General features: G+C 50.7%; 13 protein-coding genes, 1 tRNA gene and 1 pseudogene. 8 read left to right on the top strand and 7 right to left on the bottom strand.

Features of this window, described 5'->3' with window-relative positions; translation table 11 throughout:
- Positions 1–2: 2 nt before the first annotated feature.
- A pseudogene (fucA, locus tag QZF50_RS04080) lies at positions 3–650 on the bottom strand (L-fuculose-phosphate aldolase).
- A 546-nt stretch (positions 651–1196) separates the two neighbouring features.
- On the opposite strand from fucA, the gene fucP reads away from it, so the two are divergent.
- The 5 genes from fucP to fucR all read left to right on the top strand — a co-directional run bounded on the left by fucP (position 1197) and on the right by fucR (position 7061).
- Positions 1197–2513, top strand: coding sequence for an L-fucose:H+ symporter permease (fucP, locus tag QZF50_RS04075; RefSeq protein ID WP_000528603.1), 1317 nt, complete (start codon positions 1197–1199; stop codon positions 2511–2513).
- A 32-nt stretch (positions 2514–2545) separates the two neighbouring features.
- Positions 2546–4321 carry an L-fucose isomerase gene (gene fucI, locus QZF50_RS04070; protein ID WP_000724173.1) on the top strand — a complete coding sequence of 592 codons (1776 nt, stop codon included), beginning with the start codon at positions 2546–2548 and terminating at the stop codon, positions 4319–4321.
- A gap of 108 nt (positions 4322–4429) precedes the next feature.
- Positions 4430–5848, top strand: coding sequence for an L-fuculokinase (gene fucK, locus QZF50_RS04065; protein ID WP_001472124.1), 1419 nt, complete (start codon positions 4430–4432; stop codon positions 5846–5848).
- Between the two features lies 1 nt (position 5849).
- Positions 5850–6272 carry an L-fucose mutarotase gene (fucU, locus tag QZF50_RS04060; protein WP_000920840.1) on the top strand — a complete coding sequence of 141 codons (423 nt, stop codon included), beginning with the start codon at positions 5850–5852 and terminating at the stop codon, positions 6270–6272.
- Between the two features lie 57 nt (positions 6273–6329).
- Positions 6330–7061 carry an L-fucose operon activator gene (fucR, locus tag QZF50_RS04055; protein WP_000642344.1) on the top strand — a complete coding sequence of 244 codons (732 nt, stop codon included), beginning with the start codon at positions 6330–6332 and terminating at the stop codon, positions 7059–7061.
- Between the two features lie 43 nt (positions 7062–7104).
- Here fucR and rlmM read toward each other — a convergent pair whose 3' ends face one another.
- The 4 genes from rlmM to QZF50_RS04035 form a co-directional block, all read right to left on the bottom strand.
- Entirely contained in the window at positions 7105–8205 is a 1101-nt protein-coding gene (rlmM, locus tag QZF50_RS04050; protein ID WP_001045525.1) for a 23S rRNA (cytidine(2498)-2'-O)-methyltransferase RlmM, read from the bottom strand.
- Positions 8198–8593, bottom strand: coding sequence for a DUF423 domain-containing protein (locus QZF50_RS04045; protein ID WP_000203905.1), 396 nt, complete (start codon positions 8591–8593; stop codon positions 8198–8200). The genes rlmM and QZF50_RS04045 overlap by 8 nt, the downstream gene beginning before the upstream one ends.
- Before the next feature lie 18 nt (positions 8594–8611).
- Positions 8612–9529, bottom strand: coding sequence for a glycine cleavage system transcriptional regulator GcvA (gene gcvA / locus QZF50_RS04040; RefSeq protein WP_000044401.1), 918 nt, complete (start codon positions 9527–9529; stop codon positions 8612–8614).
- A 350-nt stretch (positions 9530–9879) separates the two neighbouring features.
- Positions 9880–10107 carry a YgdI/YgdR family lipoprotein gene (locus QZF50_RS04035; RefSeq protein WP_000750398.1) on the bottom strand — a complete coding sequence of 76 codons (228 nt, stop codon included), beginning with the start codon at positions 10105–10107 and terminating at the stop codon, positions 9880–9882.
- Positions 10108–10298: 191 nt separating this feature from the next.
- On the opposite strand from QZF50_RS04035, the gene csdA reads away from it, so the two are divergent.
- Both csdA and csdE read left to right on the top strand, forming a co-directional pair.
- Positions 10299–11504: a cysteine desulfurase CsdA gene (gene csdA, locus QZF50_RS04030; RefSeq protein WP_001299897.1), complete on the top strand. Its 1206-nt coding sequence runs from the start codon at positions 10299–10301 to the stop codon at positions 11502–11504.
- Complete coding sequence (csdE, locus tag QZF50_RS04025; protein ID WP_000184265.1) at positions 11504–11947, top strand: cysteine desulfurase sulfur acceptor subunit CsdE; 444 nt, start codon at positions 11504–11506, stop codon at positions 11945–11947. The genes csdA and csdE overlap by 1 nt, the downstream gene beginning before the upstream one ends.
- Before the next feature lie 50 nt (positions 11948–11997).
- On the opposite strand, the gene tcdA is transcribed toward csdE, so the two are convergent.
- A complete protein-coding gene (gene tcdA, locus QZF50_RS04020; protein WP_000117728.1) occupies positions 11998–12804 on the bottom strand; it encodes a tRNA cyclic N6-threonylcarbamoyladenosine(37) synthase TcdA in 807 nt (268 codons plus the stop codon).
- A gap of 76 nt (positions 12805–12880) precedes the next feature.
- Entirely contained in the window at positions 12881–13978 is a 1098-nt protein-coding gene (mltA, locus tag QZF50_RS04015) for a murein transglycosylase A (RefSeq protein WP_000678646.1), read from the bottom strand.
- A gap of 208 nt (positions 13979–14186) precedes the next feature.
- Between mltA and QZF50_RS04010 the strand changes: the two genes are divergently transcribed.
- A tRNA-Met gene (locus tag QZF50_RS04010) sits at positions 14187–14263 on the top strand.
- The last annotated feature ends 71 nt before the right edge of the window (positions 14264–14334 follow it).

Genomic DNA, 14334 nt, shown 5'->3' with positions numbered 1-14334 from the left:
AATTACTCTTCAATTCGTAACCCATAGGTTTTGAATTTCTCCAGCACTACGGCAATCTCTTCATCGCTCAGCACTGGCACCGGGTCCGTAATCGCCAGGGTCGTCAGGTAAAGTTGCGCCAGCACTTCAACTTCATGCGCCAGCCATAACGCTTTTTCCAGATTCACCTCACAAGCGATAAGCCCATGATGTTGTAACAAAGTTGCCTTACGATTTTTGAGAGCCTGCGCAACATGTTCAGAAAGTTCACGTGTTCCAAAGGTCGCATAAGGCGCGCAAGGAATAGAATTACCGCCAGCCGCCGCAATCATGTAGTGAATAGCGGGGATCGATCGGTTAAGAATGGAAACTGCCGTGCAATGAACGGCATGATTGTGAACAACCGCGTTGGCATCCGGTCTGCTTTGATAGGCCGCCATATGGAAACGCCATTCGCTTGAGTGGAGCTATCCTTCCTCATGTTTACCGTTGCCATCAATAAAGACAATATGCGACTCCGTCAGTTTTTCATATGGAATGCCTGTAGGCGTAATCAGCATCCCATCCTGATAACGTACACTGACGTTCCCCGCTGTCCCCTGGTTCAGTCCCAGGCGGGTCATTTCCAGGCAAGTGTCAATAATCTGACGAGCAAGTTTATTTCGTTCCATTAGCTACCTCTCTCTGATTCAAAACAGGGCAATAATGTTGTTCCTTTCACACTATTGAATTAGCCGTTTAATTACCCACCATCTTCTTCCTGATTAACCAGAAAGAAATTCACAAGCTTATATTTTGTGACCTGGTTCAACTAATCACAGTAAATAACTGCAAGTTCTCTTTTTATAACCCCATTAAAAATGACCGCTCTTAAAAATATTTATCAAAACGGTCATTTTTCTATTCACTCAAGCCAGGAATGCCCGTTTTCGGCATAAACAATTAATACGGTCATCTGGTTTGTGTTTTTTATGATTTATTTTCTGAAACGGGCATGAAATTTCGATTATTAAAGTGATGGTAGTCACATAAAGTCACCTTCCAGCTAATAAGTGTGACCGCCGTCATATTACAGAGCGTTTTTTATTTGAAAATGAATCCATGAGTTCATTTCAGACAGGCAAATATTCACTGATATGAAGCCCGAACTCGCTGGTTTTGCACTTTTGAAAACATAACCGATTACGTGCTTAAGCTTCTGAACCTAAGAGGATGCTATGGGAAACACATCAATACAAACGCAGAGTTACCGTGCGGTAGATAAAGATGCAGGGCAAAGCAGAAGTTACATTATTCCATTCGCGCTGCTGTGCTCACTGTTTTTTCTTTGGGCGGTAGCCAATAACCTTAACGACATTTTATTACCTCAATTCCAGCAGGCTTTTACGCTGACAAATTTCCAGGCTGGCCTGATCCAATCGGCCTTTTACTTTGGTTATTTCATTATCCCAATCCCTGCTGGGATATTGATGAAAAAACTCAGTTATAAAGCAGGGATTATTACCGGATTATTTTTATATGCCTTGGGCGCTGCATTATTCTGGCCCGCTGCAGAAATAATGAACTACACCTTATTTTTAGTTGGCCTATTTATTATTGCAGCCGGATTAGGTTGTCTGGAAACTGCCGCAAACCCTTTTGTTACGGTATTAGGGCCGGAAAGCAGTGGTCACTTCCGCTTAAATCTTGCGCAAACATTTAACTCGTTTGGCGCAATTATCGCGGTTGTCTTTGGGCAAAGTCTTATTTTGTCTAACGTGCCACATCAATCGCAAGACGTTCTCGATAAAATGTCTCCAGAGCAATTGAGTGCGTATAAACACAGCCTGGTATTATCGGTACAGACACCTTATATGATCATCGTGGCTATCGTGTTACTGGTCGCCCTGCTGATCATGCTGACGAAATTCCCGGCATTGCAGAGTGATAATCACAGTGACGCCAAACAAGGATCGTTCTCCGCATCGCTTTCTCGTCTGGCGCGTATTCGTCACTGGCGCTGGGCGGTATTAGCGCAATTCTGCTACGTTGGCGCACAAACGGCCTGCTGGAGCTATTTGATTCGCTACGCTGTAGAAGAAATTCCAGGTATGACTGCAGGCTTTGCCGCTAACTATTTAACCGGAACCATGGTGTGCTTCTTTATTGGTCGTTTCACCGGTACCTGGCTCATCAGTCGCTTCGCACCACACAAAGTCCTGGCCGCCTACGCATTAATCGCTATGGCACTGTGCCTGATCTCAGCCTTCGCTGGCGGTCATGTGGGCTTAATAGCCCTGACTTTATGCAGCGCCTTTATGTCGATTCAGTACCCAACAATCTTCTCACTGGGCATTAAGAATCTCGGCCAGGACACCAAATACGGTTCGTCCTTCATCGTTATGACCATCATTGGCGGCGGTATTGTCACTCCGGTCATGGGTTTTGTCAGTGACGCGGCGGGCAACATCCCCACTGCTGAACTGATCCCCGCACTCTGCTTCGCGGTCATCTTTATCTTTGCCCGTTTCCGCTCTCAAACGGCAACTAACTGAACATATTTTCCGAATAAAGTGAGGAATCTGTAATGAAAAAAATCAGCTTACCGAAAATTGGTATCCGCCCGGTTATTGACGGTCGTCGCATGGGTGTTCGTGAGTCGCTTGAAGAACAAACAATGAATATGGCGAAAGCTACGGCCGCACTGCTGACCGAGAAACTGCGCCATGCCTGCGGAGCTGCCGTCGAGTGTGTCATTTCCGATACCTGTATCGCGGGTATGGCTGAAGCCGCTGCTTGCGAAGAAAAATTCAGCAGTCAGAATGTAGGCCTCACCATTACGGTAACGCCTTGCTGGTGCTATGGCAGTGAAACCATCGACATGGATCCAACCCGCCCGAAAGCCATTTGGGGCTTTAACGGCACTGAACGTCCCGGCGCTGTTTACCTGGCAGCGGCTCTGGCAGCTCACAGCCAGAAAGGCATCCCGGCATTCTCCATTTACGGTCATGACGTTCAGGATGCCGATGACACATCGATTCCTGCCGATGTTGAAGAAAAACTGCTGCGCTTTGCCCGCGCCGGTTTGGCCGTCGCCAGCATGAAAGGTAAAAGCTATCTGTCGCTGGGCGGCGTTTCGATGGGTATCGCCGGTTCTATTGTTGATCACAACTTCTTTGAATCCTGGCTGGGAATGAAAGTCCAGGCGGTGGATATGACCGAACTGCGTCGCCGTATCGATCAGAAGATTTACGACGAAGCCGAACTGGAAATGGCACTGACCTGGGCTGATAAAAACTTCCGCTATGGCGAAGATGAAAATAACAAACAGTATCAACGCAATGCCGAGCAAAGCCGCGCAGTTCTGCGCGAAAGTTTACTGATGGCGATGTGTATCCGCGACATGATGCAAGGCAACAGCAAACTGGCCGATATTGGTCGCGTGGAAGAATCACTTGGCTACAACGCCATCGCTGCGGGCTTCCAGGGGCAACGTCACTGGACCGATCAATATCCCAATGGTGACACCGCCGAAGCGATCCTTAACAGTTCATTTGACTGGAATGGCGTGCGCGAACCCTTTGTCGTGGCGACCGAAAACGACAGTCTTAACGGTGTGGCAATGCTAATGGGTCACCAGCTCACCGGCACCGCTCAGGTATTTGCCGATGTGCGTACCTACTGGTCACCAGAAGCAATTGAGCGTGTAACGGGGCATAAACTCGATGGACTGGCAGAACACGGCATCATCCATTTGATCAACTCCGGTTCTGCTGCGCTGGACGGTTCCTGTAAACAACGCGACAGCGAAGGTAACCCGACGATGAAGCCGCACTGGGAAATCTCTCAGCAAGAGGCTGACGCTTGCCTCGCCGCTACCGAATGGTGCCCGGCGATCCACGAATACTTCCGTGGCGGCGGTTACTCTTCCCGCTTCCTTACCGAAGGCGGCGTCCCGTTCACCATGACCCGTGTCAACATCATCAAAGGCCTGGGACCGGTACTGCAAATCGCGGAAGGCTGGAGCGTGGAATTGCCGAAGGATGTGCATGACATCCTCAACAAACGCACCAACTCAACCTGGCCAACCACCTGGTTTGCACCGCGCCTCACCGGTAAAGGGCCGTTTACGGATGTGTACTCGGTAATGGCGAACTGGGGCGCTAACCATGGGGTTCTGACCATCGGCCACGTTGGCGCAGACTTTATCACTCTCGCCTCCATGCTGCGTATCCCGGTATGTATGCACAACGTTGAAGAGACCAAAGTGTATCGTCCTTCTGCCTGGGCTGCGCACGGCATGGATATTGAAGGCCAGGATTACCGCGCTTGCCAGAACTACGGCCCGTTGTACAAGCGTTAATACATTACTCCCTGATGTGATGCCCGGTCGCTCCGGCTACCGGGCCTGAACAAGCAAGAGTGGTTAGCCGGATAAGCAATGTTATCCGGCTATATTGCAGGAGCGATTATGAAACAAGAAGTTATCCTGGTACTCGACTGTGGCGCGACCAATGTCAGGGCCATCGCGGTTAATCGGCAGGGAAAAATTGTTGCCCGCGCCTCAACGCCTAATGCCAGCGATATCGCGATGGAAAACAACACCTGGCACCAGTGGTCTTTAGACGCCATTTTGCAACGCTTTGCTGATTGCTGTCGGCAAATCAATAGTGAACTGACTGAATGCCACATCCGCGGTATCGCCGTCACCACCTTTGGTGTGGATGGCGCTCTGGTAGATAAGCAAGGCAATGTGCTCTATCCGATCATTAGCTGGAAATGTCCGCGAACAGCAGCGGTAATGGACAATATTGAACGGTTGATCTCCGCACAGCAGTTGCAGGCTATTTCTGGCGTCGGAGCCTTTAGTTTCAATACGTTATATAAGTTGGTGTGGTTGAAAGAAAATCATCCACAACTGCTGGAGCGCGCGCACGCCTGGCTCTTTATTTCGTCGCTGATTAACCACCGTTTAACCGGTGAATTCACTACTGATATCACGATGGCCGGAACCAGCCAGATGCTGGATATCCAGCAACGCGATTTCAGTCCGCAAATTTTACAAGCCACCGGTATTCCACGCCGACTCTTCCCTCGTCTGGTGGAAGCGGGTGAACAGATTGGTACGCTACAGAACAGCGCCGCAGCAATGCTCGGCTTACCCGTTGGCATACCGGTGATTTCCGCAGGTCACGATACCCAGTTCGCCCTTTTTGGCGCTGGTGCCGAACAAAATGAACCAGTGCTCTCCTCCGGTACATGGGAAATTTTAATGGTCCGTAGCGCCCAGGTTGATACTTCGCTGTTAAGTCAGTACGCCGGTTCCACCTGCGAACTGGATAGCCAAGCAGGATTGTATAACCCAGGTATGCAATGGCTGGCATCCGGCGTACTGGAATGGGTGAGAAAACTGTTCTGGACGGCTGAAACACCCTGGCAAATGTTGATTGAAGAAGCTCGTCTGATCGCGCCTGGCGCGGATGGCGTGAAAATGCAGTGTGATTTATTGTCGTGTCAGAACGCTGGCTGGCAAGGAGTGACGCTTAATACTACGCGGGGGCATTTCTATCGCGCGGCGCTGGAAGGGTTAACTGCGCAATTACAGCGCAATCTACAGATGCTGGAAAAAATCGGGCACTTTAAGGCCTCTGAATTATTGTTAGTCGGTGGAGGAAGTCGCAACACATTGTGGAATCAGATTAAAGCCAATATGCTTGATATTCCGGTAAAAGTTCTCGACGACGCCGAAACGACCGTCGCAGGAGCTGCGCTGTTCGGTTGGTATGGCGTAGGGGAATTTAACAGCCCGGAAGAAGCCCGCGCGCAGATTCATTATCAGTACCGTTATTTCTACCCGCAAACTGAACCTGAATTTATAGAGGAAGTGTGAAATGCTGAAAACAATTTCGCCGTTAATTTCTCCCGAACTATTGAAAGTGCTGGCAGAGATGGGACATGGAGATGAAATTATTTTTTCCGATGCTCACTTTCCCGCCCATTCGATGGGACCGCAGGTGATCCGCGCTGATGGCCTGTTGGTGAGCGACTTGCTCCAGGCGATTATCCCGTTATTTGAACTGGACAGTTATGCACCGCCGCTGGTGATGATGGCGGCGGTAGAAGGTGACACTCTCGATCCTGAAGTAGAACGACGTTACCGTAATGCGCTTTCACTACAAGCCCCGTGTCCTGACATCATCCGCATCAATCGTTTTGCGTTTTATGAACGGGCGCAAAAAGCCTTTGCGATCGTTATCACAGGCGAACGAGCGAAGTACGGGAATATTCTTTTAAAAAAAGGGGTAACACCGTAATCTCATACCGGTACGCCCGCATGACGCGGGCGGTTATCGAATGATGGGGTGAAAAATATGAAAGCGGCACGCCAGCAAGCGATAGTCGACCTGCTGCTGAACCATACCAGCCTGACCACGGAAGCTCTCTCTGAACAGCTAAAGGTCAGTAAAGAAACCATTCGTCGCGATCTCAATGAATTACAGACGCAGGGTAAAATTCTGCGCAATCATGGACGCGCTAAATATATCCACCGTCAAAATCAAGACAGTGGCGATCCCTTTCACATCAGGCTGAAAAGCCATTATGCGCATAAAGCAGATATCGCGCGCGAGGCGCTCGCGTGGATTGAAGAAGGGATGGTGATAGCCTTAGACGCCAGTTCAACTTGCTGGTATCTGGCACGCCAGTTGCCTGACATCAACATTCAGGTCTTCACCAATAGCCATCCGATTTGCCATGAACTCGGTAAACGCGAACGCATTCAACTGATCAGTTCCGGCGGCACACTTGAGCGCAAATATGGCTGTTACGTCAATCCCTCGCTGATTTCCCAACTTAAATCGCTGGAAATCGATCTGTTTATTTTTTCTTGTGAAGGGATCGATAGCAGCGGCGCACTGTGGGACTCCAATGCGATCAACGCTGATTACAAATCGATGCTATTAAAACGTGCCGCGCAATCGTTGTTATTGATTGATAAAAGTAAATTTAATCGTTCAGGGGAAGCCCGCATCGGGCATCTGGATGAGGTCACGCACATTATTTCTGATGAGCGCCAGGTTGCAACTTCTTTGGTAACAGCCTGACGGAAAGGGTAGCAGACCGGAGACGACGCCCCGGCCTTGCCTGTTATCGCTCGTCGCGACGACCACCCACCGCAGCCCAGATGCGGCGGACGTGCACCGTCACTTCTTCGCGATCGTGATACAACTGCCGCGCCTGAATCTGAGCATTTATGCCATGTTCATCAAGCTGTGCCTGAATATACGCCAGATTGTGTGATACTTCTTCGTAGCGTTTTTTCATCGGCAGTTTGAGATTGAAAATGGTTTCACGGCACCAGCCATTAACCAGCCACTGCGCCATCAATGCCGCAACTTTAGCCGGTTTTTCAACCATATCGCATACCATCCAGGAGATATTGCTGCGTGTCGGACGGAATTTGAAACCGTCTTCCCGCAGCCACGTCACCTGCCCGGTATCCATCAGACTTTGCGCCATCGGGCCGTTGTCGACGGAATAAACCCACATGTTGCGCTTCACCAGTTGGTAGGTCCAGCCGCCAGGGCAAGCGCCTAAATCCACCGCCCACATCCCGTTCGCCAGGCGTTCATCCCACTCATCCGCAGGAATAAACACATGAAATGCCTCTTCCAGTTTGAGCGTGGAACGACTCGGCGCCTCTGCCGGAAATTTCAGGCGCGGAATGCCCATATAGAACGGCGAATTATTGTTGCTGTATGAGTAACCGGTATAGCAGCAGCCTGGTGCAATAAAGAATACATGCACAACCGGACGCTTCGGCGTTTCATAGTTCGCCAGCACCCCGGCATCGCGCAAGGCAGCGCGTAGCGGAACAGTAAATTTACGGCAGAATTTCAGCAACTCTTTGCTTTCGTTGGTATCGGCAACTTCAACACGCAGTTCACCGCCCTTCTCTACTACGCCCTGTAACATGCCGACAATGGGGGTAATACGATCTTCTGGCGGCAAATGCTGCAGGAGTTCCCCCACCACAAACCACTGGCGGGCAAAAATTAATGAACTGAACGGCAGCTCACGGATTAACTTATCGCCATCATCAGGTTGATAACATTCATAAATGACATAACCCGCATTCTCTTTCACGCGGGCAAAACCGAAAATTTCCCGCTGGCCGGCTTTATCGGTAATTTCTGCGGCGCACTCTTTTTCAAAGCCCGGACGGCACAGCAATACAACCTTATTCATGACTTACGCCCTTGCGCTTTAAACGGATAGCACCAACTAACATTAACGCCCAGCCCGCGAGGAAGCTCACGCCGCCAACCGGAGTGACAAACGCCCACAAACGCAGATGGGACAGCGCCAAGCAATAAAGGCTGCCGCTGAACAACACCGTGCCTAACGCGAGGAAAACGCTACTCCAGTAAAACCAGATACTGATGCGACGCTGCATTGCCACCGCCAGACCTAAGATCGCCAGCGTATGAAACGCCTGGTATTCGAGGCCGGTCTGGATCCAGCCCATCTCAACGGCCCCCATGGTTTTACTTAACACATGCGCGCCAAAAGCGCCCAGAGCCACAAAAATGAAGCCGCTAATGGCGGCGAAAATCAGCATAAAACGGCTGGTCATGGTCGTACCCTACGTAAATTATTGTTCATAACGAAAGCGGAATTTTTCTTGTTCAGCAGCGGCTTTCGCCAGGATCCATTGGCGAAAGGCGGCTATTTTACCCAGTTCTGCCTGGCTGTCATGACAAACCAGATAAAAAGCGTTTTTACTGACCAGAACATCATTAAACGGGCAAACAAGACGTCCGGCCTCGATTTCAGATTGCGCCATCACGTTATTTGCCAGCGCCACTCCCTGCCCGTGGATAGCCGCTTGCAGCACCATGGCGCTATGGCTAAAAATTGGCCCTTGCTGAACGTTGATATGATTTAACCCCAACTGTCGGGTATATGTCTGCCAGTCACGGCGTGACGCATCATGTAATAACGTATGTTTAGCCAGATCTTCCGGGGTCTTCAAGGGTTTTTCGCCTGTCAGCAGTAGCGGCGAACACACCGGCAATAAATATTCGGCGTACAGTTTTTCCACCCGTAGCCCCGGCCAGTTGCCCCGACCATAAAATATCGCCACATCAACATCATCCGCCAGCTTATCTTCCTGACGATCAACCGCCTGGATTCGAACGTCAATTCCCGGATAAGCTGAATTAAAGCTGGAAAGTCGCGGAACCAACCAATGAATGGCGAAACTGGGGAGTAAACTGACCGTCAACGCCCCCTTGGCGCTACGGGCCTGGAGTTTACGCGTCGCTTCGGTTAATTGCGAAAATATCTCTTTGATATCGAGGAAATAGCTTTGCCCTTCCTCGGTCAGCAGGAGTGAACGATTACGGCGGCGGAACAGTTTTAGCCCCAAAAAATCCTCAAGAGACTTGATTTGATGACTTACTGCGGCCTGGGTCACAAAAAGCTCTTCTGCTGCGCGAGTGAAACTTAAATGGCGTGCTGCGGCATCAAAAACTCGTAAGGCATTTAGCGGTGGTAATCGTTTAGACATGGCTTTTAAACTTTGATGTTAAATGAATTTAACAATTAGATCACACTGTGTAACCTATTAGTTTTTTTAATCTGAGCCATTATAAATTGTCCGTTGAGCTTCTACCAGCAAATACCTATAGTGGCGGCACTTCCTGAGCCGGAACGAAAAGTTTTATCGGAATGCGTGTTCTGGTGAACTTTTGGCTTACGGTTGTGATGTTGTGTTGTTGTGTTTGCAATTGGTCTGCGATTCAGACCATGGTAGCAAAGCTACCTTTTTTCACTTCCTGTACATTTACCCTGTCTGTCCATAGTGATTAATGTAGCACCGCCTAATTGCGGTGCTTTTTTTTACCTTGCGATCGCGAATTACTGATCCAGTTCGACCATCTCTTTCACGTCAGTACGGTTGATCTGCTGTTTGTTGCCATTAGCGTCTTTATACGAAATCATACCGGTATCGTTATCAGTCTGTGGTTTGCCGTCAGAGACGATGGTACGTCCGTCATTGGTGTGCATCACATAGTTCGAACCGGAACAGGCGCTCAGGGCAAAAGTCAGCATACAGGCAGAAATAATTGCGGCAGTCTTTTTCATCATCTTCTCCTTAAAGCGATTAATAAATCTTAATAGTATTGATTAACAGGCTAAAATTAACGCCTAACACTATTCAGCATATGTTACTTACGCGGCTTCGCCAGGATATCCAGATAATTCTGATGGTTAGCACTCTCCTTGTATCAAAGTGAATTTTGCGTCACGATCGGTGCATCAAGCCGAGGAGTACCATGAACGTTTTTAATCCCGCGCAGTTTCGCGCCCAGTTTCCCGCTCTACAGGATGCGGGCGTCTATCTCGACAGCGCCGCGACCGCGCTTAAACCTGAAGCCGTGGTTGAAGCCACCCGACAGTTTTACAGCCTGAGCGCCGGAAACGTCCATCGCAGCCAGTTTGCCGAAGCCCAACGCCTGACCGCGCGTTATGAAGCTGCACGAGAGAAAGTGGCGCAATTACTGAATGCACCGGATGATAAAACTATCGTCTGGACGCGCGGCACCACTGAATCCATCAACATGGTTGCACAATGCTATGCGCGTCCGCGTCTGCAACTGGGCGATGAGATTATTGTCAGCGTGGCAGAACACCACGCCAACCTCGTCCCCTGGCTGATGGTCGCCCAACAAACTGGAGCCAAAGTGGTGAAATTGCCGCTTAATGCGCAGCGACTGCCGGATGTCGATTTGTTGCCAGAACTGATTACTCCCCGTAGTCGGATTCTGGCGTTGGGTCAGATGTCGAACGTGACTGGCGGTTGCCCGGATCTGGCGCGAGCGATTACCTTTGCTCATTCAGCCGGGATGGTGGTGATGGTTGATGGTGCTCAGGGGGCGGTGCATTTCCCCGCGGATGTTCAGCAACTGAATATTGATTTCTATGCTTTTTCAGGTCACAAACTGTATGGCCCGACAGGTATCGGCGTGCTGTATGGCAAATCAGAACTGCTGGAAGCGATGTCGCCCTGGCTGGGCGGCGGCAAAATGGTTCACGAAGTGAGTTTTGACGGCTTCACGACTCAATCTGCGCCGTGGAAACTGGAAGCAGGAACGCCAAATGTGGCTGGTGTCATAGGATTAAGCGCGGCGCTGGAATGGCTGGCAGATTACGATATCAACCAGGCCGAAAACTGGAGCCGTAGCTTAGCAACACTGGCGGAAGATGCGCTGGCGAAACGTCCAGGCTTCCGTTCATTCCGCTGCCAGGATTCCAGCCTGCTGGCCTTTGATTTTGCTGGCGTTCATCACAGCGATATGGTGACGCTGCTGGCGGAGTACGGTATTGCCTTGCGGGCCGGGCAACATTGCGCTCAGCCGCTACTGGCAGAATTAGGCGTAACCGGCACACTGCGCGCCTCTTTTGCGCCATATAATACAAAGAGTGATGTGGATGCGCTGGTGAATGCCGTTGACCGCGCGCTGGAATTATTGGTGGATTAATGACGAACCCGCAATTCGCCGGACATCCGTTCGGCACAACCGTAACCGCAGAAACGTTACGCAATACCTTCGCACCGTTGACGCAATGGGAAGATAAATATCGCCAGTTGATCATGCTGGGGAAACAGCTTCCGGCTTTGCCAGACGAGTTAAAAGCGCAGGCTAAAGAGATTGCCGGATGCGAAAACCGCGTCTGGCTGGGATATACCGTGGCTGAAAACGGTAAAATGCACTTCTTTGGCGACAGCGAAGGACGTATAGTGCGCGGCCTGCTGGCGGTGCTGTTGACTGCCGTTGAGGGGAAAACCGCCGCCGAATTGCAGGCACAGTCGCCGCTGGCATTGTTTGATGAGCTGGGATTGCGTGGGCAGCTTAGCGCCTCACGCAGCCAGGGGTTGAATGCGTTAAGCGAGGCGATTATCGCTGCGACGAAGCAGGTTTAAGCACAGAACCGGGTCGGATAAGACGTTCGCGTCTCATCCGACCTGATTGTTTAACCCTGACGCGCCGCTTTCGCCATCATCTTCTTCAGCGCATGAGAAACCGCAACAAACCCAAAGGTGGCGGTCACCATCGTTGCCGCGCCAAATCCAGATGCACAATCCATCCGCTTCGGCCCTTCTGCCGTGGCTTTCATCGCACACACAGTACCGTCTGACTGCGGGTACACCAGCGCTTCAGTAGAAAACACGCAATCGACGCCGAGCTTACCTTTACTGTTTTTCACTACGCCAAAATCGCTTTTCAGGCGCTCGCGCAACTTCGCCGCCAGCGGATCCTGAATCGTTTTCGCCAGATCGGTAACCTGAATCTGCGTCGGGTCAATCTGCCCACCCGCGCCACCGGTCGTGACCAGCGGGATTTTATTGCGCCGACAATAAGCAATCAGCGCCGCTTTGGGCCGTACACTATCAATGGCATCAATCACGTACGAATAACCCACGCTCATATACTGCGCTACGTTATCCGGCGTCACGAAATCATCCACCACCGTTACACGGCACTCCGGGTTAATCTGGCGAATACGCTCCGCCATGACTTCCGCTTTTGCCAGCCCGACGTTATCGCGCAGAGCGTGAATTTGCCGATTGGTATTGGTGACGCACACATCATCCATATCGATAAGCGTGATTGCGCCAATCCCCGTGCGCGCCAGCGCTTCCGCTGCCCAGGAACCGACACCACCGATACCAACCACACAAATATGCGCGTCAGCAAACAGTTGCAACGCTTTTTCACCATACAGACGCGCTGTGCCACCAAAACGCTGACGCCATGCATCACTAATTACCACAGACATAGCACCTCAGAATTAAAAAGGGTGAGGTTATCCCTCACCCTGTCGTATCCGTAAAAACGGTATACAGAATAACACATCAGCCGCTAAAGACGTTACCTGCGCCCGGGGCGGTTTTCAGCACCCAGACACGTCCATAGTGGTTGTACCAACCTGCGCGATGTCCGGCTTCCGGCCCGATCCCTTGATAGATATCGAAGTGTTGGCCTTTGATTGCGCCACCGACATCCAGCGCCACCATCAGACGCAATTCGTACTGACCGTTAAATTTGCCGTTATTATCCAGCAGCGGCACTTCTGCCAGCAAGGTAGTACCTGGCGGAATAATTGAACGATCGGAGGCAACAGAAGCACGGCCAACCAGCGGCACCGCACTTGCCCCTTTCACCGGTGCAAAAGATTGCGGTTTAAAGAAAACGAAAGACGGGTTCTGTTCCAGCAGCTCGCGAACCTCGGCTTCACTGTGTGTTTCGCCCCAATGACGAATCGCCTGCATCGACATATCTTCTTTTTTCACTTCGCCACGGTCGATCAGCACCTTACCAATGCTGCGATAGGCATGACCGTTTTTCCCTGCATAGCTGAAAAAGTTAAGCGGACTGCCATCACCAAAGTCGATATACCCGCTACCCTGCACATCCATAATGAAGTTATCCATCAGGGAGTTGCTGTAAGCGAGAATATATTTATCACTCAGCGCCCCTGCGTAGATCTCCGCACGAGACGGCAGACGACCACGTTTTGGCGGCATACGGTAAATCGGATACTGGAACTCGCCCTGGCGGGTATGGCGCGCCTGAATTACCGGCGTGTAATAGCCTGTAAACTGCACGTTACCATAGTTGTCGGCACCTTCCATCTGCCAGGCATCAATGCCGAACTGGCGCATATTGCGGGTATCACCGCCTGCGCGCAGCCACTCTTGCACCGCGTTATAAACATTACTCTGGTTGCCATACAGACGCGGTGACGAATTACGGATATGGTTAATTTGCTCGGCAAAATCACCGGCGTTAATCGGCGCGCCAACGGCATCTGGCTGGTTCACCAGAGAGAAAGGCTGGGTAAATTTCCCGTCTTTATATTGCTGTCCGCGATCGGTTGGTTTGGAAGAGCAGGCGGCAAGCATTGCCACAACCGTGCCCATAAGAAGGTACTTTACCCAACGTCCTTTCATTGTTCTCTTCTTCAGGTTAAAAAATAAGGCGCAACGAAGATAACAAACCGCCGCGTTTAATGAAATGAGCAGCCTCTCCCTGACGCAAATTTTGTACAAAAAATAGGCTTTAGTGGTTTGTTTTTGTTCAAAATCATGCTAAATCCGTGATCGGGGTAAAAAAAAGGTTGCATGAAAACGCGAGCGGAGTATAGTGCGCATCCACGGACGCGGGGTGGAGCAGCCTGGTAGCTCGTCGGGCTCATAACCCGAAGGTCGTCGGTTCAAATCCGGCCCCCGCAACCAATTATTGAACACCCTAACGGGTGTTTTTTTGTTTCTGGTCTCCCATAAAAAAGCGCCATTCAGCGCCTTTT

The sequence above is a fragment of the uncultured Escherichia sp. genome (genome assembly GCF_948475835.1).
Lineage (GTDB): Bacteria > Pseudomonadota > Gammaproteobacteria > Enterobacterales > Enterobacteriaceae > ECMA0423.
This window is presented reverse-complemented; position numbering and strand designations above follow the sequence as displayed.